The sequence below is a fragment of the Serratia sp. TSA_130.1 genome (assembly GCF_052691795.1).
On sequence record NZ_JBQZFS010000001.1, the window covers coordinates 12218 to 37850 of the forward strand.

A 25633-nucleotide genomic window follows, 5' to 3' on the forward strand; every position below is an offset into this window, starting at 1 on the left:
ATCTCGTTCAGCGTGGTTTCAGCACATTGGCGCAGCGGTTTTTAGCCAATGCAATAAAGCGTTCCACTTCAGCCGGGGGCGGCGCCGCTTCAGTTGTATCAGGCTCTTGCTCCCGATGAGCATCGCTCGCCGGCTGCTTGCAGCGATAAACCAGGCCATACAGGGGATGGCGCCCATCGTCGGTTTGATAATAATTGGCCACGCGGGCGAACGAATAGTAATAATAAGGCGTTGAATGTTCTTCGCCCCGATAAACGTTTTGCGTGCCGCCATCGTAGAACGTCACGTTGGCGGTCTTTTCCATCAACCGATCCAGGTCGTCGATCACCTGCTCAGTGCAGCGGTTTAATTCACGCCGATCTTGTTCATTCAATTTATCGGCATAGTCGTCGGCGCAGCGGGTGATATAACCTTCATACTGGAGATTGTCGGCGAGCTTAAGTTCGAAATAACGGTATGAGCGCTCGGCGATCTTCACCCCCTCACGCTCCTGAATCAGCTTCGCATCCTGAATAAGGTACACCGCCGCCGGATCCTGATTCTCGAGCGTAAGCATGGCCGCAGTGGCCCCTCCAACAGGCGTCAAGAGCGCCCCCATAAGCAGGGACAACCGTGTGATTAAACGAAAGTCCATTGTTTTAGCGTCTTGGTCCATCATAAATTTCGTCATCTTATCTCGTCAGCGGCGGCGTACCGAGCGCCGCGTGGGATTTTTAGGGTTTAACCAGTCTAAACACCGTTTTGGTGTGCCAATAGTAGTCGATCGCTGCCGAAATAGTCGGCATCCAGCCGTCCGGCTCATAGGGAACGAAGCCGGAAAAACCCAGCCTGCGGGCAGAGACCTGGAACCCCGCGGCGGAGAAAATACGCGCATAATCGTCCAGAGAACGATCCTGCACCACGGTATGCGTCTGTTCAGCCACCCTTTCGCGCCATTGCGGCCACAGCGGGTTGTCGGTGTGGCAACCGGTCACCGCATAATAAACGCCGCCCGGCTTCAGCACCCGCAGCATATCGGCGGCATGCTGCGCGATATCTTCAATCAGGTAGATGACTTCATGACTGAAGGCGATATCGCAGTGGTTCTCATAACCCGTCAACCGCGTGTCGGTCTGATAAACGATCGGCAGGTTTCCTTTCAGTCGGTTGGCTTGTTCGACGGATTGGCGGGCGATATCAACGCCGATCCCCTCACTAAATGGCCGAATTTGATGCAACAGGCGCAGAAAACCGCCCTGATTGCAGCCAAAGTCCAGCACCCTGACGCCGGACAGTTCGCGTTCCGGCACCAGGCTCAGCAGATGCCGCCAGATGGGCGCATGGCCTTCAGCCATAGCCTGTTCTGCGTGCGGATCGCGATACCAGGTGGGAATGCTCAAGGATGAGTCGTTCATTATGGCCTCCTTATGTTTCCACTCAGCCAACCACAGCCTATGGCGACAAACAACCGCGTGCGCATTTTTTGAACACTCACGGGTCTGGTTTGCCAGGCGCCGGCAGTTGGCTGGTCACGCAGTGAATGCCGCCGCCGCCGGCGGCGATCGCGTCGATCTCCAGCAGCACCACCTTGCGCTGCGGATAGAGCGCCGACAGCAGTTCAAACGCCGCCTTGTCCGCCTGCGGGTCGCCAAACTCCGGGGCGATCACCGCGCCGTTGATAACGAAATAGTTGATGTAGCCCGCCGCGAAATCGGGATTGCGGTGGCTGAAACGGCTGTCGCGCGGTGCCCGCGGCGGCGAGAGCGTATGCACCTGCAGCGTGCGGCCGTCGGCGTCGGTCGCCGTCTTGAGGATCGCCAGATGCGTCTGGGTGACCGCATGATCGTAAGAGGCCGGGTCGGTGTCCAGATTGGCCACCACCACGCCCGGCCGCACGAAACGGGCGTAAAAATCGACGTGGGCATCGGTGATGTCTCGGCCTTTAATGCCCGGCAGCCAGATAATTTTACGCAGGCCGAGCATCGCCTTCAGCTCCTGCTCAACCCGATCCCTGCTCCAGCCAGGGTTGCGGTTCGCATTCACCCAACTGCTCTCGGTCATGATGCCGGTGCCGCGCCCATCCACCTCAATGCCGCCGCCTTCGCCTACCAGTGCGCTGCGGCGTGGTTGAGGGACGCCGTATCGCCTGGCGGCAAACCCTGCCAGACGCGCATCCCTGGCATGTTGCTGCTTATCGCCCCAGCCGTTGAAATTGAAATCCACCGCGCCCAGTTCGCCGGCATCATTGACGACGAAATTGGCGCCGATGTCGCGCATCCAGATATCATCCAGCTCGGTGACGACATAGCTGACGTTGTGACTGCCGCAGGTGGCCTCGGCCAATTGCCGTTCACGCTCGCGGCAAAAAACCGTCAACGGCTGAAATTCGGCGATGGCGCGGGCGATACGCCCCTGCGCTGCCCGCACGTCCGCCGTGAAGTCGCCCCAAATCGCGCGCTGCGCGCCGAACGCGATAAACGCCCTCTGCTGCGGTTCCCCTTCATCCGGCAAGCGCCAGGTCGGATTAAGCGCAGCTTTTGCGTGACCGCGTAACGAAATACCCAATGATGCCGTCAAGCCAACGCCGGCCACCGCCGAAAGCTGCTTGATAAAGGTGCGGCGCGTTGACATAAATGCCCTCTTTTAATTAATTTAAATTCAACTGGTTAACCGGTTTTTTCGCTCTCCGGGAATTGAATCTCATGCTAGTCTTCCCCTGCCGCTGCGACAAACGATATATTTAGTGGATATCTGATTAGACAGGCTTATTGATAATGTTAAAACACTGGCCCCCGTTAAGCGCATTGCGCGGTTTTGAAGCGGCGGCGCGTCTGGGCAGTTTTCATCAGGCCGCCGAAGAGCTGCACCTTACCCAGTCGGCGATCAGCCAGCAGATCCGCAGCCTCGAGGCGTTTCTGGAACAGCCGCTGTTTTTCCGCACCGGCCGCAGCGTAACGCTGACCGATGCCGGCCACGATCTGTTCAGCACCGCGCAGGTGATGCTGCAACAATTGGCCGTCGGCATTCGTCGTCTGGACCAATACCGCAAACCCAATCAGTTGATCGTCAACACGACGCCGGCCTTTGCCCGCCACTGGCTGACGCCGCGGCTGGGCGAGTTCAACCAGCGGCATCCGCAGATAGATCTGTGGCTCTTCACCAGCTTCGAGCCACCGGATATGGCGACGGACAGCATCGACTTGGCGATCCGCGACGATCTCAGCGCGCAGGCGGACTGCACCTTTAAGGTTCTCTGCACCGACCGGCTTTATCCCGCCTGCCACCCCAGCCTATTGGCGCTGGCGGCGGAGCAGCGCGTCACGCTGCACGGCGAACGCGAAATGGACTGGAGCCACTGGACGGTGGCGGGCGGCGCGCACGTCGGCCAGCGCGACAGCGGGCTGAATTTCTCCGATCCCGGCCTGCTGCTGGATGCCGCCTGCCAGGGGCTGGGCATCGCGTTGGTCAGTCAGCTGCTGGCGCAGCAAGCGCGTGACGCCGGGTTGCTGCATCCGTTAACCGAGCAACGCGTGCGCGGCGCCAACTGGGCGTGGCTGCTGCATCGCGACAGCGAACACAATCCGCTCGCCCGGCACTTCTGCCAATGGCTGCAATCGACGCTGCCGGCCGACGCATAACGCGCCATATCACGATTTGCTACTCTGGTCAGGCGGCCCCGCCTGGCCGCTGCTACTTTCAATAAAGCGCCGCAACAGCCCGAATAAAACGCGCTAACCCGCTGTTTCAAAAATAATTAGTTGAATTCACCTGATAACTGAACATCGCTAAAAGGATCTTCTATGTCTGCCGGTTTATTGAAAACGATAGCTCTGAGTGTGACCCTGGCCTGCACCGTTCCCGCCGCCTTTGCCGCCGATCTGACCGCCGGCGCGGTCGCCGCTCCGGATCAGTATGGCGCAAAAGTCGCCGCGCACATTCTGCAGGCCGGCGGCAACGCGGTTGATGCGGCGGTCGCCACCGCCTTTACCCTGGCGGTCACCTACCCTGAAGCCGGCAATATCGGCGGCGGCGGCTTTATGACGCTGTACGTCGACGGCAAACCCTATTTCCTCGACTACCGCGAAGTGGCGCCCAAGGCCGCCGGCAAAACTATGTATCTGAACGAGAAAGGCGAAGTGATCGAGAATCTCAGCCTGGTGGGCAGTCGCGCCGCCGGCGTGCCGGGCACCGTGCTGGGGCTGTGGGAAGCCCACAAGCGTTTCGGCAAGCTGCCGTGGGCCGAACTGCTGACGCCGGCGATCGGCTACGCCCGGCAAGGTTTCACCGTGGCGGATCAGCAGTATCAGTACCGCGAAGACGCCAACAAGCTGTTTGCCGGTAAAACCAACTTCGGCGACTATTTCGGCGCCATGAAGCCCGGCACGGTGTTCAAACAGCCGGAGCTGGCCGCCACCCTTGAGCGCATCGCCAAATCGGGCGCCGACGATTTTTATCACGGCGAAACCGCCCGCCTGCTGGTGGCGCAAATGCAGCGCGATAACGGGCTGATCGGCGCGGCGGATTTGGCCGACTATCGGGTGAAATGGCGTGAACCGATGCGCATCAGCTGGCGCGGCAACACCGTGTATACCGCCCCGCTGCCCAGCTCCGGCGGCATCGCGCTGGCGCAGCTGCTGGGGATAAAAGAAGATCGCGCCGCCGACTTCAAGGGCGTGCCGCTGAACTCGGCGCGCTATATCCACCTGCTGGCGGAAATCGAAAAACGCGTGTTCGCCGATCGCGCCGACTACCTCGGCGACCCGGATTTCACTAACGTGCCGGAAGCGCAGCTGATCGCCCCTGACTACCTGCAAAAACGCGCCGCCGAGATCAACCCGACGGCGATCTCGCCGACCGAGCAGGTGCGGCCGGGGCTGGAAAGCCACCAAACCACCCACTTCTCGATCGTCGATGCGGCCGGCAACGCGGTCAGCAACACCTATACGCTCAACTGGGACTTCGGCAGCGGCGTGGTGGTCAAAGGCGCCGGCTTCCTGCTCAACGACGAGATGGACGACTTCAGCGCCAAACCCGGCGTCGCCAACGCCTTTGGCGTGGTGGGCAGCGACGCCAACGCCATCGAGCCGGGCAAACGCATGCTCTCCTCGATGAGCCCGACCATCATCACCCGCGACGGCGACGTCACCCTGGTGATCGGCACGCCGGGCGGATCGCGCATCTTCACCTCGATCTTTCAGGTGATCAACAATCTCTACGATTACCATCTGCCGCTGGCGCAGGCGGTGGCCGCCCAGCGCGTGCACCATCAGCTGTTGCCGAAGGACACCGTCTACTATGACAGCTTTGCGCCGCTGACCGGCAAACCGGCGGACGAGCTGAAGGCCATGGGCTACACCCTCGAAGACCAGGGCTGGAACATGGGGGATATTCAGGTCATACGCGTCGATGGCCGCACGCCGGAAACCGCGTCCGATCCGCGCGGCCGCGGCGTGGGGCTGGTGGTGAATTAAAAAAGAGGCCGGCGATAGCCGGCCCTCATCCCTCATCACTGCTTGCGTGTCCAGCCGTTGCTTTGATCATCCTTCACTACCTGGATGAAAGACTCCGGCAACAGATTGCGGAACAGTCCATCATCTTCTTCAATTACGCTGACCATTTTGTCTACCATTTCCTGCGGATCAAACTGGTCGAAAGGAAATTTCAGCTTGCTGTGATCGATAAAGTTCACCTTTGGGTCATACCATTTCCTGAAGCTTTCCATCATGCGATCGTTGAAACCGGTCAGATAAGGCCCCGGATTCACCGTGGCGACCTTCACCCCAAATTCAGCCAATTCCATGTGGAGAGCCTCGGCGATGGCTTCCAGCGCATGCTTGGAGGCGCAATAAGCGCCAGTGAACGCGCCGGTTAATAGCCCCGCCACCGAAGAGACGAACACGATTTTACCGCTTCTGCGGGCGACCATCCGCTTAATGAAGCCTTGTGTCAGGGCCATACTGGAAAACACATTGGTTTCAAACTGAGAGCGAAGCACGTCAATGGGCATTTCCGCAACCGCGCCGGCTTCGGCGATCCCGGCATTGTTGAACAATACGTCGACGTCCCATTGCCAGGCATATTCACGATCGCGGGGCTCCAGTATATCCAGTTTTTCAACCTGTAACGAAACGCCGTGCTGCCTGGCGAGTTCCAACAGCTGGGTCACTTGCGGCGTAAGTTGCACTCCGGCGATCACATGATGCCCTCGGGCAGCCAGCGCCAGTGAAACGGACTGGCCGAAACCTGATCCCGCGCCCGTAATTAATACTGTTTTCTTTACCATGGAATTATTTCCTCTTTTCATCTTGATACTATTTGCAGCGTCTGTCGTCGTCGGCAATACCGCCGCCGCCGCCAGTGCGCCGCTGCCGATAATAAATTTCCTGCGGGTTATTTCATGCATGCGCCCTCCTTCTGCCGAAGCAGAATGGTTAGCAGTCAATAATGAATGGCGTAATTAATAATGTGTTGTGTCGACGTTTTTATTGCAGACATTTTTCAGCGATATGTGCATCCTCATATGATTTGGCTCCTGAAATACCTATTGCGCCAATAAATTCACCCTCGGATGAATAAATCGGCATCCCGCCGGCGAAAGAAGCCAGCCCCTGATTACTGTGTTCAATAGACCACAGCTCCTGTCCCGAGCCGGAAAGCAGCCCCAAATCGGCGCTGGGAATGCGAAACAACGCCGAGGTTTTGGCTTTTCTTTGGGCCAAATCGATGGCCCCCAGCGGGGTATCGTTCATGCGTACAAAGGCGATCAGGTTGGCACCGGAATCAAAGACGGAAATGCATACTGCCACTCCCAACTGCTGTGCAGTCGCGACCCCGATGGCGATAATTCGCTGGGCATGATCCAACGATAACGAGACTGACATGGCGGAAACCCCATTAATGCGAAAGTGGGGAAAACTATAAAGTTGCGTTAGGATATGAACAATGCCCACTCTTCTGACAACAGTTGTTAGTTTATCTAATGAATAGACAAGACCCACTTAATGGCATTCACCTGTTCCTCACCGTGGTAGAAACCGGCAATTTTTCACGGGCGGCTGCGATGCTGAGCGTGACACCCGCCGCGGTGAGCCAGAGAATTAGCCAGCTTGAAACCGAGCTGGCGGTCAAGCTGTTCCACCGCTCGACCCGCAGCGTCAGCCTCACCGAAGCCGGCGAATGGTTTTATCACAACGTAGCGCCCTTTTATCAACATATACTTAATGCTCGCGAAGGCTTGAATCAGAGCCAGGACATGCCGTCAGGGCATCTGCGCATCACTGCAGTGCAGATGGCGAAGGAATTGCTTAAAGCCCCTTTCCTGGCGGAATTCAATCGTCGCTATCCACAGATATCGCTGGAAATAAATTACGAAGATCATCTGGTGGATATTATTCAGGAACGCATTGATATCGGCATTCGTCTGGCAGACAAATTGCTGCCGGGCATGATCGGTGTGCAAATAACACCGGCTCTGCCATGTGCATTAATCGCTACACCGGAATATATTGCACAATATGGTGCGCCGAATAATATTGGCGAGCTGCAGCAACATCGCTGCATACGCTTTCGCTTTCCCGATCGCGGCGTTTTACATAAATGGTCACTGCGCGATGGCGAAAAAACGCAAGATCTCGATATGCCCGGCATTTTCATTACCGATAATACGGAAGCGATTATTGAGGCGGCCCGCGCCGGAATTGGCATTGCACACGTCTTTTTGCGTCACCGGGTAAAACAGGAGCTTGATGCAGGTTCGTTGGTAGAAATCATGCCCGGGATTTGCCGGCCCCTACCGCCGATGTGGGTATATTATGCCAACAGAAAATACGTGCCGAAAAAAGTCAGGGTGTTCATCGATGAGCTAAAACGCCATTGCCGGACACTGTCCTGGTAAACAGAACCGGCAATGGATGTCGGCACTAGACCTGCGCCACCAACACATTAACGTTGGCGGGGAAAACCAAGCCTTCTAATGCGTTACCGCTGTCGGAGGTCACCAGATAATCGACCTCGGGCCATTTGGCCACCAGCGTCATCGCATGTCCGCGCAGCTTATTTTCGTCGGCCAGCACGATGCACTTGCGGCTCTGGGCAATCATTTTGCGCGCGATGGCCGCTTCATTGACGTTCTGATCCATCACGCCGGTCTGCAGATTGACCGCGCCGGCGCCGATGATGGCGTAGTCGGCGAAAAACGCCTCGATATTATTCAATGCGATCGCGCCCAGGCACGCCATTTTGGAGTCGATGAACTGCCCGCCGATCAGCACCACGTCAATGGAGTCATTTTCCAGACAGACGTTGGCGATAAGCGGCGAGTTGGTGATGACCGTCAGTTGATCGATCGTCGCCAACTGCCGGGCAAACTCCAGCGTGGTGGAGCCGAAATCCACGAACACCGTATCGCCCGGTTGGAGCAGCGTCGCCGCTTTCTCCGCGATGGCGCGCTTCTCGGCCTCGGCGATTTTGGCCCGCTCGTTGAATTCATGCTCGAATTTAAACTGGCTGCTCACCGCGCCGCCGTGGATCTTCTTGATCAGCCGATAGTCTTCCAGCTTGTTCAGGTCGCGCCGAATGGTTTCCTGCGAAACCTGGAATTTATCCGCCAGCTCATTCACGTAAACCCGGCCGTTGGCCTGGATCAGCGCCAGTATTTCATTGCGCCTTTCCACGGAATTAGAGATATCCATTCACATTACACTCGCTGCCTTTAGTAAGAGTGACTGCCTCCGCCGAGACTTGCGGCGTTAACTGACGGAATACTACGGGTTTCAGGGCGTTAGACGCAAGCCGTTGCCGTCGTTCACCCGGCGGATTCTATGCTGATGTGCAGCGCATCACGCTCAGCCTCGGCTGGCAAGACGATATTGCGCAGCAGGATCCGCCGTTCAGGCAGGCAACGATGCGTTTTGCGGTACAGCACTTTCTCCCCCAACCGCACCACCACCGAACCGGACACCGCCTGTTCCACGCGCATATTGATCGTGACCGTGGCGGGATTGCCGATCAGCGCCACACGGGCGGGCGCAGTCAGACGTATCCGTTCGTCGTGCCGCACCGGCAGGATTTGCCGCGCCGGCGGCAGCGTGCGCTGCAGCGAATGGGCAACGGCCTCGCCGACGCGCAGCCCTTCCTGATAACACTGGTCGCCCATGTCCGCCGGGTGCAACATGTTGCCGACGGCGAAATAGGCGGCGTCGGAACAGCGGCCGAACTGATCGGTCAACGGACAGCCGCTGTCCGGCCGCTGCGCCAGGTGGCTCTGGCGGATCAGCGTATACTCCCCGGTGAAGCGGCCGGTGAAGATCAGGCTGTCGCAGGCGATGCGCCGTTTCTCCCCCTGGCGATTTTCCACTTCTATGGATTCAACCCGATCGCGGCCGGCAATATCGGTCACACGTGAATAGTAGTGGATCGGCACTCCCATCAGACGCGCATAGAGCGCGCTCAGACGCCAGGCGACGGGTCTGCCGCCGCTTTCAATCATGGCGACGGCGCGCACGCCGGCGTTACGCAGCGTCCACAGCGCGGAGAAACTGACCAGCTCGGTGCCGATCACCACCGGCGCCTTGCCCGGCTGTAGCCCGCGCAGATAGACGAACTGCTGCAGCGCACCGGCGGTGAGTACGCCCTGCGGCCGCAGCCCGCTCACCAGTCGCGGATGGCGCGGCGTCTCGCGCACGCCGGTCGCCAGGATCACCCGCTGCGCTTTCAAGGTGCTGACGCCGCGGCAGTCCGTGATGGTCAGCTCGCCGTCCGGCTTGATGGCGAGCACCGTCACGCCGGTACGGATCTCCACCTGCCCGGCGCGCGCCAGTATTTTATCGACATAGGTGGATCCCAGCATCGGCCTATAAAACGTTTGCAGCCCAAAGGTGGGGTGCCGACAGTGTCTGGGCACGCCGCCCGCCTGCCGTTCCCGTTCCAGGAGCACCACATCCTCGATCCCCGCTTGCCGCAGCGCGGTCGCCGCCGCGATCCCCGCCGGCCCGGCGCCGACAATCGCCACCTGATACTCAGTTTTCATCAATGCTCCCTACGGCCAGCGTTTGGCCAAAACGATCGCCTACCATTTCCGCCACCCGGCTGCTGCAATAAAACCCGTTGCAGCGCCCCATCATCACGCGCGTGCGGCGCCGCAGCCCGCCGATGCACTCTGGCGGCACGGCGGAATCGAACGCCGCCTCGATCTCCCGCAGGGTCACCAGCTCGCAGTGGCAAACGATGCCGCCGTTGTCCGGGCGCGCGTAATCGCGCAGCGCGTAGTCGGCAAGCATCGGCATTTGCGGCCAATACACGGTCTCCGGCGTTTTTGGCGTGAAGCACGGCGTAAAGTGGTCGCGATAGAGCTGTTCCACATATTGCGCGATGCCCAGCGCCGCCGTCAGGCCGGTGGAGCGAATGCCCGCCACGCAGATCCACTGCCGATCGGGATAGTGCTGAATGCGGTAGTGTTTCTGTTCAGTCGCCGGGCGTAATCCGGCATAGCTGGCGGTGACGCTGTAATTCGCCAGCGTGGGCAGCAGCCGGGTGCCCTGTTCGATCAGCTCGCGCATTTTGGTTTCGTCCACCGTCGCCGTCTCGCGATCCTGCTGTTCTTCGGCGGTCGGCCCGAGCAGCAAATTGCCGAAGATGGTTTTCGACAGCAGCACCCCTTTGGTGATCGTCGTCGGTACCGGCAGGATAATGGCGTTGACCTGCCCGGCGGCGGCCTTGTCGAACACCAGGAACTGCCCTTTGCGCGGGCGAATTTCAAACTCGGGCTGATGGCAGAAACTTTCTACCCGGTCGCCCTGATTGCCGGCGCAGTTGATGACGATTTTGCCGTGAAACTCGCCCCGGTTGCTGGTTAGCCGCCAGCCGGTCGGCAAGCGTTCGGCGCCGGTCACCTCGGTATTGAAGCGATAGTCGCCGCCGTGTTTAACGCCCTGCGTCAGGTAAGCCAGCGGCGTGCTCCAGGGATCGATCACGCTCTCGCCCGGCACCTCTACCGCCGCCAACGCGCCGGGTGCCAGCTGCGGCTCACGGCGATACAGCTCGGCGGCGTCGATCTGCGCCACGTCCAGCACGCCGTTGTCGTGCGCCTGTTGCACAATCGCGGGCAGCGCCGCCAACTGCTGCTCGTCCCAGGCCACGACCAGCGCGCCGGTGGGCAACAGCGGCAGATTCATTCGTTCACGGATGGCGATAAATTCCCGGTACCCGGCCTGCATGCAATGCAGTTCCAGGCTGCCGCTGGGCGCATCGAAGCCGGTATGCAGCAGCGCGCTGTTGGCTTTGCTGGCGCCGGACAGGATATCGCCCCCTTTTTCCAACAGCAGCGTACGGGCGCCCATCAGGCAGAATTTGCGGAATACCGCACACCCGACCACACCGCCGCCAATCACGACAATGTCCCAACCCGTTTGTTCTTCCATCATGCTGATGTCCCGTTTTGATGTGATAACCACAATAAAACCACACAATAACCGCATTTGAAATGACAAAAACAACATAACTCCCAAAAAAAAGCCGCAAAAGGCGGTGATAAGCAAAAAGTATGAGGTCGATCACGCGGGGTTATTTTATCTTGTGATTTATGTTGCTTTTATGTGTGAAGTTGAAGATAGATTATTAAAACAGTCACACAACCAACACCAGGCACAATAAAAAAACAAAACCTATAAGAGAGCGAAGCAATGATGAATCAACGTTATGCCGCGATTGATCAGGGGACCACCGGCACCCGGGTCGTGGTGTTCGGCGAAGACGGCAGGCACCATTCACCGGCCAGCATGCCGCACAAGCAGATCACCCCCAATCCGGGCTGGGTGGAACACGACGCCCTGGAGATTTTGGCGAATATCCGCCGCTGTCTCAGCCAGTGCGACATGGTGGATGCCATCGGTTTAGGGCATCAGGGCGAAAGCCTGCTGGCCTGGGACGCCGACAGCGGCCTGCCGCTGTACAACGCCATCGTTTGGCAAGATCAGCGTACCGAGCCGGAGATCCAGCGGCTGAAACGCGAAGGCGTTGAGCCGCTGGTGACGGCGAAAACCGGTCTGCCGCTCGATACCTACTTCTCAGCCAGCAAGATGGGCTGGCTGATGAACAACGCCCCGGGCGCCAGGCAATTGGCGCAACGCGGCCGCCTGCGGCTCGGCACCATGGACGCCTTCTTCCTGTTCCACCTGTGCGGCCGGCATCTTACCGACTATAACTCGGCCTCGCGCACCTCGTTGTTCAACATTCATACCCTGCAGTGGGATGAGGAGCTGTGCCGTTTGTTCGGCGTGCCGATCGACAGCCTGCCCGAGGTCAGAGACAACATCGGCCACTTCGGCGACGTCGCGCTCAACGGCAAACCGGTGCCGCTGACGGCCTGCATCGTCGACCAGTTTGCCGGTACATACGGCCACGGCTGCCATCAACCGGGGCAGATGAAGATCACCTTCGGTACCGGCGCCTTTTTACAGGCGATCACCGGGCCGCGCCCGATCGATGCCGGCGAGTCCGGCCTGTTGCCCACGCTGTGCTGGAAGCTGCCCGACAGCGAGCCGGTGTATGGCCTGGACGGCGGCGTTTATAACGCCGCCTCCGCCATTAACTGGGCGAGAAAGATCAGCCTGTTCAACGATTTCGATGAATTCGGCGACTTCCCCTCTCAGCCGGCCATCGCGCGCGGCCTGGCCTTTGTGCCCGCGCTCTCCGGACTGGCTTGCCCGTACTGGGACCGCTCCGCCGCCGGGATGTGGGCCGGGCTGTCGCTGGAGACCGAGCGCAAGGATCTGCTGCAGTCGATCCTCGAAGGCATCGCCATGCGTTCCGCCGAGGTGATCAACGCCATGGATAAACTGAAACCGATCGGCGACAGCATTTCGGTGGACGGCGGCCTGTCCGCCAACCGCTATTTCACGCAGTTTCTCGCCAACCTGATCCAAAAGCGCATCGTCTCTCCCACCAATAAGGAGATCACCGCCCAAGGCGTTGCGTTGTTGGCGCGTAAAGGACTGGGGGTGGAACATCCGCTCAAGGTGCTCAACCGCTATGAAGTGACGGAACCCGCCGAGGTCGATATGGCGGGCTGGTTTGCCCGCTATCAGGAAATCATCGCGCGCTCGCGCGGCTTACGTTCATTGCAGGAGGAACACCATGGCTGAGTTCGGTAATTTCATCATCTATATCATCATGGCCGGCACTCTGATCGGTGCGCTGGCGTCGATCGTCAAACCGGAAGGCGAGCTGGGACGCGAATTCGTCAACGGCATTCACGCCATCGGCCCGGTGTTTCTCGCCCAGGCTGGCATCATGGCCGCAATCCCGATCATCTCTTACCTGATCATGTACAGCATCGGCCCCTTCTTCTCGGCGCTCGGCTCCGACGCCTCGATCGCGGCGCTGGCGGTGATCGCCGTGGACATGGGCGGCTATCAGCTGGCCGACGCCATTGCCGCCAACCGCGACATGTGGATCGTCGCCATGTTGGTGGGTTACACCTCGGGTGCCAGCATCGTGTACCTGATCCCGGTCGGGCTTATCATGCTGAACCGCGACGACCATAAATATCTGGCGCTGGGTGCCATGGCAGGCCTGATCAGCATTCCGTTCGCCGTGCTGATCGCCCTGGTGACCATCACCTTCAATAACCTGCCGGTCAGGGAGATTATCTCCACCACGTCACCTGCCGCGCACTATCTGCAGCTGGACTTGCTGCAGGCGCTGCGGCTGCTGTCCCCGCTGTTCGCCCTGTGCTTCCTGTTGGCGCTGGGGCTGAAGCTGCGGCCGGCGGCGATGGTGAAAGGATTCCTGATCTTCGGCAAGGCGGCGGATGCCTTTATCAAGCTGGTATTGGCGCTGTGCATCATCGAGCATTTCACCGGTGTGTTTAAAAAGGTGTTCGGCGGCTGGGTATTCGATCCATTATTTGCCGACAAAGACGAATTATTCCGCGCTATCGAGATCGCCGGTTATATCGGCATTATGTTGGCGGGCACATTCCCCATTTGTTATTTATTCCAGCGCTATTGCCGCAAGCCGATGCATTTTATCGGTAAAAAGCTCGGTTTATCGGATACCGGCGCGCTGGGCTTTATTATGGTATTGGCCAATATCATCGCCGTTTATCACCTGTTCAAAGGCATGCGCGCCCGCGATAAGGTGCTGTGCGTGGCCTTCGGCATCTGCGCACAGGCCACGTTGGGCGATCACCTGGCGTTTACCGCCAACTTCCAACCTTCGCTGGTGTTGCCGATCATGATGGGCAAATTCCTCGGTGGCATGATCGCCGTGCTGATCGCCATAAAAATTTCGGTGCCGGAGGCTGAATTGCTGGAAAAAGAACAGACGCAAAGGCAATCGACGGCCATCGCCGCCGCCGCTCGTTAAATTTACCCCTAAGCCATAAAAATAAACGGGGCGCCGCCTCACGGGGAAGCTGCGCCCTTTTTTCGTCCCTGACAACAATTATTGAGAGAACAAACGCTAATGAGAAAAATATTTTTAGCCTGCCCCTACAGCCACACCGACGCCAACGTCGTGCAGCAACGCTTTATCGCCAGCAACGACGTCGCCGCCGCTATCGTGCGAGCCGGCAGCGCCGTTTTTAGCCAGGTCAGCATGTCGCATCCGATCAACCAGTGTTTGCAAGAGCTAGACAAAACCGCCATCGGCAAGCTGTGGGCGCCGATCGACGCCCTGTTCATGGCGGCGATGGATGAGTTGATCGTGCTCGACTTGCCGGGTTGGCAAGAGAGCGGCGGCATCAAACGCGAGATGGACGCTTTCGCGGCGCGCGGCTGCCGCGTCAGCCTGTGGTCCGAGGTCGCGAGCGAGTTCAACTGAGGCGTGCGCCCCGCCGCTTGGCGCGGCGGGGCAGCGGCCTATTTGCCGTTGGCCAATTCACCGTACACCACCTGGCCGCGGAAACCGCGCCGCACCTGCTGGAACAGCTCGCGGAATGCCGGGTAATCCTGCGCCTGGCACAGCGCTTCCTTGCCGCGAATGGCATTCACCTGCAGGCGGTGATTGACGGTCACCTGCTGCCCGTCGCGCCGCCACTCGACGCGATAGTCGCCCGCCGCATTGCGGAATTGCCGATCTTTCGGAATGGCGATGATCGGCACGTTGGCCGGCAGCTGCAGACGGTAGGTTTCGTCATAGCGCTGCGCGGTGCAGTAGAACGGCGTTTCGTTGCCCGGCGCCGCCGTGGTGGTATACAGCGTGCGGAACGATTTGCCGCCGGGCGGGTTGGGCAACGTCATGCCGCCCACCACGCCGAAATCGACGTAGTCGTCCGCCTTGAAGCGGAAGCGATAGCCGAACTGCTTTTTGAGATCCAGCGGATCGCTGTTCATCGCCACTTCGCCGTTGCCGTCGATGCCGGAAGCGGACATGATTGTCGCTTCGGCCTGCGCCCGATTCTGACGGTTGATCTGCGAGAAGTAGCCCCGCAGGTCAATTTCTTCCACTTCGCTCAGCCGGCGCTCGGTCTGTCCGCGCAGATTGCCCGCCTTGTCGAACACGAAATCGACGTTCAGCGCGCTCTTGACCGGCTGCTCGTCGCTGCCCGGCGTGCGCGCCAGCCTGGCGTCGCGTGTCAGCAGCACCGGCGCGCCCAAATCGCCCTCCGGCAGTTGCCCGAAACGCGCCCAGGGATTGGTGGAATCGAGGTACAGTTTGAATTCCGGCACGTAGGTGATGGCGTGATTGAAGCGGCCAAGCAGCGGCACTTTAGGCAGGATCGGGCCTTCATCCATGCCGATCAGCACCGGCGAGCTTTCAATGCCTTTGGCGGCGAGCAGCGCCTCCAGGATCACCACGTGATCCTTACAGTCGCCGTAATGGTTATCGAGAATGCTCTGCGCCGAATTCGGCTCCAGCCCGCCGTTGCCCAGGTACACCGCCACGTAGCGAATGTTTTGCGCCACCCAGCGATAGAGGGCCTCCGCCTGCTCGCGCCGATCGCTGATACCGGCGGTGATATTGTCCGCCAGCGCCTGAATGCCCGGCGTCACCTTCGCCGCCGCGCCGGCCTTCAGCTGGTAGGCCTTGGCCAACTGCGGCCACTCGCGGTAGGTACTGGCCATGATGGTCGGGCTGAAGGTCCAGCTGTCCGCCGCCCAGTTTTGCGCCTTCATCGGCGCGCTGCGCGAATAATGCCAGCGCCAGTGCGCCTGGCCGTTGCGGATTTGCGGTTGGTCCCCGCCCTCGACGCCGCGCGTGAAGATATGCATCGGCAGCTTGGCCGGCGCCTGCAGGGTCACTTCGGCGTCGTCGAACTGTTCGAAAACGCTGAACGTCTCCCACAGGCCGAAATAGTCAGGGAAATACGGGGTGTTCTGCGTGCGGCGCAGTTCGTACACCACGCGCGAGCCCGGCGCCAGGTTGGAGAACACGATGACGCGCACCTTGCGATCGGCATACAGCGGCGCCGTGGCGCTGGAATAGCTTTCCTGGGTATAAATGCGATCGGGCGCCACATCGTGGCGCTGGCCGTCGGCGGTCAGCGTATAGGCGGCGACCACCTCCAGCGTTTCCATTTTCTCGCTGTAGCTCAGGCGGATCTGGCTGAATTTTTCGACCGCCGCCTTGGTTTTCAGCAGCACTTCGTAGCTTTCCGTCTTCACGTTGGTGGCGTTGGCGTTAACGCGGTAATCCGCGCGATAGCGCACGAAGCTGAAATCGTTGTTGGCCGTGTCGTTCTGGCCCTGATCCGCCGCGGCGGGCGGTGCAGCGGCCAACACGGTGGCCGGGTGCGTCGCCGTCAAACCGGCGAGTAACAGTATGGAAGGAATAGCGATTTTCATCTTCGGTCCTTGAAGGGCAACAAACGGCGACGCCGGGCTACGCGTCTGCCCCGGCGTCAAAACAGGCGGGCACACTAATATAATTGAGAATCATTTTCAATAAACGAACCGTCAACGCCGTGCTAGCCCTGCTCGATCAGCATCACAGCGGTGGTCTCCGGCTCCAGGGCCTCGAAAACGTGCTCGCGATCGGCGGAGTAACTGATGTAATCCCCGGCGCTCAGCACCTGCGGCTGATCCGCCGGGCCAAGGCGCGCCCGTCCACTGCTGATGATCACATGCTCGACGGTGCCCGGCGGATGCGGCCGGGAAAGTTTGACTTCGCCGGGCTGCACCCGCAGCCGGTAAATGTCGCGCTGCGCGCCCGGTGGACAAGTGGCCAGCAACGTGGCGGCGTAGTTGCCCTGCTCTGACACCGCCGCGGTCCCCTCATGAGCGCGGATCACTTGCACCTGCCTGCTGGGTTGCGAAATCAGTCGGCTGACCGGCACATCCAGCGCCATCGCCAACGCCCACAGCGTTTCCAGACTGGGATTACCGCTGCCGGCTTCGAGCTGCGACAACGTGGACTTGGCGATACCCGCGCGCTTCGCCAGTTCGGTGACGGACAGGTTCAATCGCTCCCGCTCACGGCGGATTGCCGCCGACAAGAGGCCGATCGGCGTGATGTTCTGCATTAGGCTCTCGCTCATTGTTCGTTATACCATTCATTTGTTCGACTTGACGAACACCGTCAACCATGTTCATCATAATGTTCGATTGTTCATTTTAATGATTAAGCGACTTCACCACAAGCACGGTCAGGCCGCGAGGGAAACGACATGAAAACGAAAACGCGCGGCGCAGTGCAAATGATCCTCGCCATGACGATCTCCGGCACCGTCGGTTGGCCGGTGATCGTGTTAGGGCAGCCGCCCGCCACGGTGGTGTTTTGGCGCTGCGCGTTCGGCGCGCTGGCGATGCTGGCCACCTGCGCCGCGCTTGGGCAACTGAAATCAGGCGCCATCAACCGGCGGCAGCTGGCTTTCGCCGTCCTGGGGGGCCTCGCGCTGGTGCTCAACTGGACGCTATTGTTTGCCGCCTATGCGCATGCCTCGATCGCTGTCGCCACCGTGACCTACCATGTTCAACCGTTTATGTTGGTGGCGCTGGGAGCGCTGCTGTTCGGCGAAAAACTGACGGCTAATCGGCTGGGCTGGCTTCTGCTGGCGTTCGCCGGGATGGTGTTGATCGTCACCGGCCGGCAGAGCGGTGGCGGCGATGGCGACTATCTGCTGGGCGTGGCGCTGGCGCTCGGTGCGGCCCTGATGTACGCCCTGGCGGCAGCGATCGTCAAACAGCTGGCCGCGTTGCCGCCGCAGCTCATCGTGTTGATTCAACTGACCGTTGGCGCGGTGGCAATGGCGCCGTTCGCCGGTCTGGCCCGCCTTCCCGCAGAACCGCTCGACTGGCTGCTGCTGGCGACCCTCGGCCTGGTGCATACCGGGGTGATGTCCACGTTGCTCTATGGCGCTATCCAGAAAATCCCCACCGCTCTGGTTGGCGCGCTGTCGTTTATCTACCCGGCAGTGGCGATCGTGGTGGACTGGGCGGCGTTCGGGCACCGTCTCAGCCTGTTGCAGCTGCTGGGCACGCTGGCCATTCTCGGCGCGGCCGCGGGCATGAACTTCGGCTGGCGATGGGCGCCCGCCGCGCACCGGGCCGGTAAAATCGGTTAATCCCGTCCGACGGGCAAGCTATGCACAATAAGGCATTCGCCTTGTGTCCGGCGCGGTGTTATTTATTTAAACCGTGTAGGGTAGAAGGAGTGTTCTATGTGGCATCACCGCCTGCAACGGCGCATCCGTTTCAGTTACTGGAACGAACTGTGCGTCATAAAAAAATAAGGGAAGGCGCAAGCCTTCCCTTTTGTCATTCACCGTTCAGCTCAGAAGCGATCGGTTTTCACCACCTCGTCGAACGGCAGCTTGCCGATGCGCGGGTAAGGTTGCCCCGCCGCCTTGCCGATAGCGACCATCAGCGCGATCTGATAATGCGCCGGCTTATTGATAATCTCGCCCACCGCGTCGAAATCAAAACCGTCCATCGGGCAAGAGTCGTAGCCCTGCGCCTTGGCCGCCAGCATCAACGTCTGGGCGAAGATGCCGCTGCTGCGCATCACTTCGTCGCGCTGCACCTGCGGTTTACCGCGATAATACTGATCGACGGCCGAGATCATGAACTGCTGCACCGGCTCCGCCGCGTCGGCCCAAACGGTTTTTACCTTCGATTCCCAACTCGACAGATCGCCGCACAGCACGACCAGCATCGACGCGTCGGTCACCTGCGCCTGCCCCCACGCCGCCTCGCGAATTTTCTCGCGCTGCGCGCGATCTTCGATCAGCAGCGGGCGCCAGTGCTGCAGGTTAAACGCGCTGGGAGCGCCCTGCAGCGCAATGTTCAACAGCGCTTTTTTCTCTTCGAGCGTCATCACGTGCTGCGTATCGAACTGCTTGGTGGCGCGGCGTTGGCGGATCGCGTCTAACGTATTCATTTTACTGCCTCTGTCCATGTGAAAAGGTCTATTGTCGTCAACGCGGCGCGGCTGTCCAGCCCCAGGCGGCTATTTCTGCGCGGTTTCGGCGCGCAAACGGCTGACCTGCGCCGCCAAGTCCGGCCACGGCGCCTGACCGGCGTAATGCTGCCGCAGGTAGTTGAGCAGGATGGCGATCTGCGCGTCATTCAGGTTATGGCGAAAGCCCGGCATATAGCCCAGCTCGGCGTTCGCCGGCCGCTGTATGCCGTCCAGCACCACGCGAATGGCGTTGTCCGGCGCGTCGGCGAACAGGTTGGTGTTCAGCGCCAGAGACGGCCGTACCCCCGCCATCTGCGCGCCTTTTTCCTGCGCATGGCAAGCCATGCAGGCGCCGGAAAACAGCCGCGCCCCTGCCGAACTCAGAGGCTCCACCTGGCGTTCCGCCTGAGCGTTTAACGTTGTCGCCGTCGCGCCCGCCGCCGTTTCAGGATGATAGCTGCGCAGATAAACGGCGATCGCCTGCAGATCGGCCTGCGGCAAGCGCGACAGCCCTTCTTCGATAACCGGCGCCATCGGGCCGGCGGCGACGCCGTGGTTGGCCGAGTAGCCGGTGCGCATGAAATCGACCAGATCCTGCTGCGTCCACGCGAGCGGCGCGGGCGAGCGGCCGGTCAACGCCGGCGCCGTCCATCCCTCCGCCACGCCACCGGCCAGGTGCTCGCCGCCGGTTTTCTCGCCGAACAACACGTTGCGCGGCGAGTGGCAGGCGCTGCAGTGCCCCAGCCCTTCGACCAGGTACGCGCCGCGGTTCCAGTCGGCGCTTTGGGTCGCCTGTTCCGGCATCGCGCCCGGCGTCAGGAACAGCAGGTTCCAGGCAAAGATGCCCTGGCGAATGTTGAACGGAAAGTGCAAATCGGTGGCCGGCGGCCGGTACTTGACCGGCGGCTGCGACATCAGATAGGCATACAGCGCCTGCAGATCGTCGTCGCGGGTGCGGGTAAAGGCGGTATAGGGAAACGCCGGATAGAGATAGCGGCCCTGGCGATCGACGCCGTGGCGCATGGCGCGTTCGAACGCCGCGTAGCTCCAGCTGCCGATGCCGGTTTCCACGTCCGGTGTGATGTTGGTGGTGTAAATGGTGCCGAAGGGGATCTCCATCGCCAACCCGCCGGTGTTGCGCTCGCCGCCCGCACGGGTGTGGCACACGGCGCAGTCGCCGAGATCGGCCAACGTTTTGCCACGCGCGATCTGCGCCTCGCTGAAACTGTGGGTCGCATCGGCGGCGAGCGGCGCAATCTCCGGCTGCCAACTGGCGACCACGCCGGCGACCACAACGGCGATCACCGTGACGCCGCCCCACCCGACGATTTTTTTCATCTTACTCATCTTTGCTGTCCTTGTTCGTAACGGGGGGTTAATGGCCGGCCTGAGCGCGCAGCGAGGCGAGCACCCGCGCCGGTGTGAACGGCACCTCGCGCAGGCGCACGCCGAGGGCGTCAAACAGCGCGTTGCCGATCGCCGCCGCACTCGGCACCGAGGCGGACTCTCCTGCGCCCATCGGCGCTTCGTCCGGGCGGTCGATCAGTTGGATATCGATCTGCGGCAATTCGTCAAAGCGCAGGATCGGATAGCCGCCCCAGTCCAATGACGTCACGCCCGACGCGTTGAAGGTCACAAACTCTTTCAGCACCCGGCTGGCGGATTGGATAATGTTGCCATGCACCTGATGGCGCACCCCGGCCGGATTGATCATCCGGCCGCAATCATGCGCCACGAAGATTTTATTGAGCGTGATCTGCCCGGAAAGGCGATTGACGCTGAGATCGCACACCCAGGCCGCCCAGGCGGCGCCGAAGCCGGGGAATTTGCTGTGGAAATAGCGCGCATAGGCGAAGCCGCGGCCGCTCACCACTTCGGCCCCGGCGGCGCGCGAGCGGTGCGCCGGGCCGTCTTGCCAGTTAGCCTGGCGCTTCAGGGCCTCAATCAAGGCCACCGCGCGCGGATCGTTCAGGTAACGCAGGCGAAACGCGATCGGGTCCTCGCCGGCGCGCCAGGCCAGCTCGTCGATCCAGGATTCATGGGCGAACACGTTGGGCAGCGCCGAAACGCCGCGCATCCACGACGCCCGCACGATCGGCGCGGCGTCCTGACAGATCACCCGCATGTGCGGATACGCGTATTGCGGAATGGCGGTGCGATCGCCCATCTGTTGCACGTCGGCCCGGTTGGCCACCTTGCCGGTCAACACCAGCGGCAAGGTCACCGCATTGTTGGAGGGATAGCTGGTTTTCAACTCGTAAGCCGCCACCCGATTTTGCGCGTCTAGGCCGCCGCGCACCCGGATCAGTTGGCCGGTGCCCTTCGGCTCCCAGCCGGATTCCTGTTCACGCATCAGCTGCACCCGCACCGGGCGGCCGGTGGCCCGCGCCAACAGCGCCGCGTCCGCCGAGACGTCGTCGGCGCAGTTGCGGCCATAGCAGCCGGAGGCTTCCATGCGGGTGATGTGCACCTGCTCAGACGGCAGCTCGAGCAGCCTGGCGATATCTTTGCGCAGATCGTGCGGGTTTTGCGTGCCGGACCACACCTGCGCCCGCCCGTCTTTGACCTCCGCTACCGCGCAGGAGGGGCCGATCGAGGCGTGCTGATGGTAAGGCCAGACATAGTCCGCCCGCACTTCGGTATGCAGCAATGCCAACGCCTCGTCCGTGCCCGCATCATCGCGCAGCACGCGGTCGGTTTTCGGGTTGGCTTCCAGCGCGGCGGGCAGCGCCTCCGGCGACAGGTCCGGCAGGCCGGCCCAGGGTTTCCATTCGGTTTTCAGCCGGCGCATGGCGGCGATCGCCTGCTCTTCGCGCTCGGCCACAATGCCGATGAAATCGTTGATCACCACCAGTTTCACGATGCCCGGCAGGTGCGCGATCGAACTTTCATCCACCGACAACAGGCCGCCGCCCAGCGGCGCGCTGCTGTCGGCGCCTGCGTAAGGCGGACGCACCACCCGGCCATGCAGCATGCCGGGCAAGCGCAGGTCGTGCACGTAGGTCAGCCCCCCGCTGACCTTGGCCGGAATATCGACCCGGGCGACGGCGCGGCCGACATAGCGGCCCTGCTGTTCACCGTTCAGCGGCACGTTTTTATCCAGCGTCACATGCAGATTTTGCCCGCTCGCCAGCTGCGCATAGCTCAAGGAACGCCCCGGGTGCTTGGTCACAAACACCTGTCCCGCCGCCGCCGTCAGCTGGTCGGCCGGCAGTTCGAAGGCTTTGGCCGCCAGCGCCGTCAGCATATGTCGCACCTGCGCCGCCGCCTGCCGCAGCGGCACCGACGTGACCTGTATGGTGGCGCTGGCGATGGTCGGCCCCTGATCCGGCGTGCGTTGCGTATCGCCGAGGATCATCGTGACGTGCTCGAACGGCACGCAAATTTCGTCGGCGACGATCTGCGCCAGCGCGGTGCGAATGCCGGTGCCGAGATCGACATGGCCATTGAAGGCCGTCACCCGGCCGTCGGCGGTGAGGCTGATAAAGCTGTCCACCCGATCCAGCGGCAGATCGGCAGGCGATGCAACCGTCTCGGCGGCGAAGGCGTTAAACGGCGCGGGCAGCAGACTGCTGACCATCACCACACCGCCGGCTTGCAACAACTGTCGGCGGGTTAGTTCGAGGCGGCTCATGCTTGCCTCCGCGCAGCCAGCAGATCGCGGGCGCGCTCGGCGGCGCGCAAGATCTCAAGGTGGGTGCCGCAGCGGCACAGGTTGTAGGCCAGCTCTTTCTTGATGGTTTGTTCATCTGCATCCGGCTCGCGTTCGAACAACGCGACCAGCGTCATGATCATACCGTTGGCGCAGTAACCGCACTGCGCCGCCTGCTCATCGATAAACCCCTGCTGAACCGGATGCAGCGCCTCCGGCGTGCCCAGGCCTTCCAGCGTGGTGACGGACTTGCTTCCTACGGCGGCCAGCGGCATTGAGCAAGAACGCGCGGCGACGCCGTCGATCAGCACCGTGCAGGCGCCGCACTCCCCCAGGCCGCAGCCATATTTGGGGCCATTCAAGTGCAGATCGTTGCGTAAAACGTACAGCAGCGGCGTGTCGGGCGCGAGATTGCCGAGTGGAACCACCCGGCCATTAACGTTGATTTCCATGGTGAAACTATCCCTTAAACAAACGGATTTAATCCGTAACATCACTGCGGTGAATAATTTCGCAGCGTGCTAATAATTATCATCAAAAGACTTGATGATGTTAAGGGAATGTAGCCGCCATGGCTTTAACGAAAAGTGGGTATTTTCTATAAATTTCCGATAGATAAGCGCATTTTTATGATTGCCGCCCGTGATTATTGTCGATCGCCAGTCCGGCCTCAGCGCCGTCGACCAACAGCCGCACGCCGGCTTCAAACAGCGCATCCGCGCCCTTCTCCTGCAATGTTTCCCAGCCTTGGCACAGCAGCGGGTAACGGCGGCGGTCGGCATCATTGAGCGGATCGTCAGGCTGCATTTGCTGTTCCTCCAGCACCCAGCCCACCACGAAACGCCCGACGGCGAACAGCAGGTTTACCGCGCGCTCCGGCGTCAACCCCGCCCGGCACAGCAGCGCCACCTTGGCCTCAATGACGGCGAATTGCGGCTCCTGCGGCCGGGTGCCGGCATGCAGACGCGCGCCGTCGCGGTAAGCCAGCAGCGCCCGACGGAAGTTGCCGGCATTGGTGACAACCCAATCCTGCCAGGGCATGTCGGCGGGCACCTCTTCACGGTGATCCAGCATGATGGTTTCCGCCATCGCCTTCAGCAGCTCGGCCTTGTTCTTGAAATGCCAATAGAGCGTGGGAGATTGCACGCCCAAATGTTGCGCCAGGCGGCGGGTGCTCAGGGCATCGATGCCGATGTCGTTCAGCAACGCCAGCGCCCCGCGCAGGACGGTTTCTCGCGTTAAACGTGTCGCAGTATTTTTTTCGCTCATCTCTCTATCACTGATAGGGTAACTGTGGAATACTCAATACTCTATCACTGTTAGAGTCACAATTTTGAAAAAACCCATGCTGGTTATTTTGTTGACGGTGTTGCTGGATGCGGTGGGCATCGGTCTGATCATGCCGATTCTGCCGGCGTTGTTACGTTCGCTGGGCGGTCTTGACGCTGGCAGCCTGCACTACGGCGCCCTGCTGGCGGCCTATGCGTTAATGCAATTTCTGTTCTCGCCGATCCTCGGCGCGCTGAGCGATCGTTTCGGCCGGCGGCCGGTGCTGCTCATCTCGCTCGCCGGCGCGGCGGCCGACTATCTGCTGATGGCGTTCGCGCCGACGCTGGCCTGGCTCTATCTGGGCCGGTTGCTGGCGGGCATCACCGGCGCCAACATGGCGGTCGCCACCGCTTACGTCACCGACATTACGCCGGCCGGTCAACGCGCGCGGCGTTTCGGCCTGGTGGGCGCGGTATTCGGCGTCGGTTTTATCGTCGGCCCGCTGCTCGGCGGTTCGCTGGGCGAGTGGCATCTGCATGCGCCCTTCCTGGCGGCGGCGGCGATGAACGCCGTCAACCTGGCAATGGCGTTTTTCCTGCTGCCGGAATCGCGTAAACCGCGCGCCCGCGCCGCCGAGAAAATCCGCCTCAATCCCTTTTCGTCATTGCGACGGCTGCACGGCAAGCCTGGCCTGCTGCCGCTGGTCGGCATTTACCTGATCATGGCGCTGGTTTCGCAGGCGCCGGCCACATTGTGGATTTTATACGGTCAGGATCGTTTCGGCTGGAGCATGATGGTGGCGGGCCTGTCGCTGGCCGGTTACGGCGCCTGCCATGCGCTGTCGCAGGCCTTCGCCATCGGCCCGCTGGTCGCGCGGCTCGGCGAACGCAAGGCGCTGCTGATCGGCCTGGCCGCCGACGCAATGGGCCTGGCGCTGCTGTCGATCGCCACGCGCGGCTGGGCACCTTTCGCCTTGCTGCCGTTCTTCGCGGCGGGCGGTATGGCGCTGCCCGCGCTGCAGGCGTTAATGGCGCAAAAGGTGGACGACGATCATCAGGGCGAGCTGCAAGGGACGCTGGCCAGCATGGGCAGCCTGATCGGCGTCGCGGGGCCACTGGTGGCGACGGCGCTGTACGCCGCCACGCGCGATGTCTGGCCGGGCCTGGTCTGGGCGTTGGCCGCCGCCCTCTATCTGTTGGTTCCGCTGTTGCTGGCGCGTTCGCGCGAGCGTGACGCGGCATAACGTCGAGCTCACCCTCTCCCGCTTAAGCTGATTTATGGCTAAGCAAGGCATTATTCAGCATAAGCGGGCGCTTTACACGCCACTGCGCCGCTCATTATCATCGCCCTTATCCCGCCGCAGGAAAATTTAAATGCCGTTTCATGGCGTTACGC

At 61.0% G+C, this 25633-nt stretch carries 23 protein-coding genes; 8 read left to right on the top strand and 15 right to left on the bottom strand.

Going from position 1 to position 25633, the window contains the following annotated elements; all coding sequences use genetic code 11:
• Positions 1-7 precede the first annotated feature (7 nt).
• The 3 genes from ACUTQY_RS00050 to ACUTQY_RS00060 form a co-directional block, all read right to left on the bottom strand.
• Positions 8-670: a hypothetical protein gene (locus ACUTQY_RS00050; protein ID WP_127897185.1), complete on the bottom strand. Its 663-nt coding sequence runs from the start codon at positions 668-670 to the stop codon at positions 8-10.
• Positions 671-713: 43 nt separating this feature from the next.
• Entirely contained in the window at positions 714-1394 is a 681-nt protein-coding gene (locus ACUTQY_RS00055) for a class I SAM-dependent methyltransferase (RefSeq protein ID WP_046687070.1), read from the bottom strand.
• Positions 1395-1470: 76 nt separating this feature from the next.
• On the bottom strand, positions 1471-2610 hold the full coding sequence (locus ACUTQY_RS00060) for an agmatine deiminase family protein (protein WP_046687071.1): 1140 nt from the start codon (positions 2608-2610) through the stop codon (positions 1471-1473).
• A 143-nt stretch (positions 2611-2753) separates the two neighbouring features.
• Here ACUTQY_RS00060 and ACUTQY_RS00065 point away from each other — a divergent pair, with 143 nt between their 5' ends.
• Complete coding sequence (locus tag ACUTQY_RS00065) at positions 2754-3617, top strand: LysR substrate-binding domain-containing protein (protein ID WP_033650363.1); 864 nt, start codon at positions 2754-2756, stop codon at positions 3615-3617.
• A gap of 162 nt (positions 3618-3779) precedes the next feature.
• Positions 3780-5450 carry a gamma-glutamyltransferase gene (ggt, locus tag ACUTQY_RS00070; RefSeq protein WP_046687072.1) on the top strand — a complete coding sequence of 557 codons (1671 nt, stop codon included), beginning with the start codon at positions 3780-3782 and terminating at the stop codon, positions 5448-5450.
• Positions 5451-5485: 35 nt separating this feature from the next.
• On the opposite strand, the gene ACUTQY_RS00075 is transcribed toward ggt, so the two are convergent.
• Positions 5486-6382: an SDR family oxidoreductase gene (locus ACUTQY_RS00075; protein ID WP_232096191.1), complete on the bottom strand. Its 897-nt coding sequence runs from the start codon at positions 6380-6382 to the stop codon at positions 5486-5488.
• Positions 6383-6461: 79 nt separating this feature from the next.
• The gene (locus tag ACUTQY_RS00080; protein ID WP_046687073.1) at positions 6462-6860 is read right to left on the bottom strand and encodes a GlcG/HbpS family heme-binding protein; all 399 of its coding nucleotides are present in this window, start codon (positions 6858-6860) and stop codon (positions 6462-6464) included.
• A gap of 98 nt (positions 6861-6958) precedes the next feature.
• On the opposite strand from ACUTQY_RS00080, the gene ACUTQY_RS00085 reads away from it, so the two are divergent.
• Positions 6959-7873 (top strand): LysR substrate-binding domain-containing protein, encoded by a 915-nt coding sequence (locus tag ACUTQY_RS00085; protein WP_046687074.1) that lies wholly within the window; start codon positions 6959-6961, stop codon positions 7871-7873.
• Between the two features lie 25 nt (positions 7874-7898).
• Here ACUTQY_RS00085 and ACUTQY_RS00090 read toward each other — a convergent pair whose 3' ends face one another.
• From ACUTQY_RS00090 to ACUTQY_RS00100, 3 genes are all read right to left on the bottom strand, one after another.
• Positions 7899-8669 (bottom strand): DeoR/GlpR family DNA-binding transcription regulator, encoded by a 771-nt coding sequence (locus ACUTQY_RS00090; RefSeq protein ID WP_033643131.1) that lies wholly within the window; start codon positions 8667-8669, stop codon positions 7899-7901.
• Positions 8670-8782: 113 nt separating this feature from the next.
• Complete coding sequence (locus tag ACUTQY_RS00095; protein WP_033643132.1) at positions 8783-10006, bottom strand: FAD-dependent oxidoreductase; 1224 nt, start codon at positions 10004-10006, stop codon at positions 8783-8785.
• A complete protein-coding gene (locus ACUTQY_RS00100) occupies positions 9996-11399 on the bottom strand; it encodes an NAD(P)/FAD-dependent oxidoreductase (protein WP_046687075.1) in 1404 nt (467 codons plus the stop codon). Before ACUTQY_RS00100 ends, ACUTQY_RS00095 begins: the two co-directional genes overlap by 11 nt.
• Before the next feature lie 258 nt (positions 11400-11657).
• On the opposite strand from ACUTQY_RS00100, the gene ACUTQY_RS00105 reads away from it, so the two are divergent.
• From ACUTQY_RS00105 to ACUTQY_RS00115, 3 genes are all read left to right on the top strand, one after another.
• A complete protein-coding gene (locus ACUTQY_RS00105; protein WP_046687076.1) occupies positions 11658-13118 on the top strand; it encodes an FGGY-family carbohydrate kinase in 1461 nt (486 codons plus the stop codon).
• Positions 13111-14343 (top strand): ethanolamine utilization protein EutH, encoded by a 1233-nt coding sequence (eutH, locus tag ACUTQY_RS00110; protein ID WP_033643135.1) that lies wholly within the window; start codon positions 13111-13113, stop codon positions 14341-14343. The genes ACUTQY_RS00105 and eutH overlap by 8 nt, the downstream gene beginning before the upstream one ends.
• Positions 14344-14442: 99 nt before the next feature.
• Positions 14443-14799 carry a DUF1937 family protein gene (locus ACUTQY_RS00115; protein WP_342188181.1) on the top strand — a complete coding sequence of 119 codons (357 nt, stop codon included), beginning with the start codon at positions 14443-14445 and terminating at the stop codon, positions 14797-14799.
• A gap of 38 nt (positions 14800-14837) precedes the next feature.
• Here ACUTQY_RS00115 and ACUTQY_RS00120 read toward each other — a convergent pair whose 3' ends face one another.
• Both ACUTQY_RS00120 and ACUTQY_RS00125 read right to left on the bottom strand, forming a co-directional pair.
• Positions 14838-16763 carry a DUF3857 domain-containing protein gene (locus ACUTQY_RS00120; protein ID WP_046687077.1) on the bottom strand — a complete coding sequence of 642 codons (1926 nt, stop codon included), beginning with the start codon at positions 16761-16763 and terminating at the stop codon, positions 14838-14840.
• 122 nt (positions 16764-16885) lie between these two features.
• Entirely contained in the window at positions 16886-17455 is a 570-nt protein-coding gene (locus ACUTQY_RS00125) for a helix-turn-helix domain-containing protein (protein WP_033643138.1), read from the bottom strand.
• Positions 17456-17584: 129 nt separating this feature from the next.
• Between ACUTQY_RS00125 and ACUTQY_RS00130 the strand changes: the two genes are divergently transcribed.
• Positions 17585-18481 (top strand): DMT family transporter, encoded by an 897-nt coding sequence (locus tag ACUTQY_RS00130; protein ID WP_046687078.1) that lies wholly within the window; start codon positions 17585-17587, stop codon positions 18479-18481.
• Between the two features lie 209 nt (positions 18482-18690).
• Here ACUTQY_RS00130 and ACUTQY_RS00135 read toward each other — a convergent pair whose 3' ends face one another.
• The 5 genes from ACUTQY_RS00135 to tetR all read right to left on the bottom strand — a co-directional run bounded on the left by ACUTQY_RS00135 (position 18691) and on the right by tetR (position 24238).
• The gene (locus ACUTQY_RS00135; protein ID WP_128868963.1) at positions 18691-19296 is read right to left on the bottom strand and encodes a nitroreductase family protein; all 606 of its coding nucleotides are present in this window, start codon (positions 19294-19296) and stop codon (positions 18691-18693) included.
• Positions 19297-19365: 69 nt separating this feature from the next.
• The gene (locus ACUTQY_RS00140) at positions 19366-20664 is read right to left on the bottom strand and encodes a c-type cytochrome (protein WP_046687080.1); all 1299 of its coding nucleotides are present in this window, start codon (positions 20662-20664) and stop codon (positions 19366-19368) included.
• A 28-nt stretch (positions 20665-20692) separates the two neighbouring features.
• Positions 20693-22951, bottom strand: coding sequence for a xanthine dehydrogenase family protein molybdopterin-binding subunit (locus ACUTQY_RS00145; RefSeq protein ID WP_342188180.1), 2259 nt, complete (start codon positions 22949-22951; stop codon positions 20693-20695).
• On the bottom strand, positions 22948-23421 hold the full coding sequence (locus ACUTQY_RS00150) for a (2Fe-2S)-binding protein (protein WP_033643143.1): 474 nt from the start codon (positions 23419-23421) through the stop codon (positions 22948-22950). Before ACUTQY_RS00150 ends, ACUTQY_RS00145 begins: the two co-directional genes overlap by 4 nt.
• A gap of 175 nt (positions 23422-23596) precedes the next feature.
• On the bottom strand, positions 23597-24238 hold the full coding sequence (gene tetR, locus ACUTQY_RS00155) for a tetracycline resistance transcriptional repressor TetR (protein ID WP_033643144.1): 642 nt from the start codon (positions 24236-24238) through the stop codon (positions 23597-23599).
• A gap of 64 nt (positions 24239-24302) precedes the next feature.
• Here tetR and tet(41) point away from each other — a divergent pair, with 64 nt between their 5' ends.
• Positions 24303-25481: a tetracycline efflux MFS transporter Tet(41) gene (gene tet(41), locus ACUTQY_RS00160; RefSeq protein ID WP_072055821.1), complete on the top strand. Its 1179-nt coding sequence runs from the start codon at positions 24303-24305 to the stop codon at positions 25479-25481.
• Positions 25482-25633 lie beyond the last annotated feature (152 nt).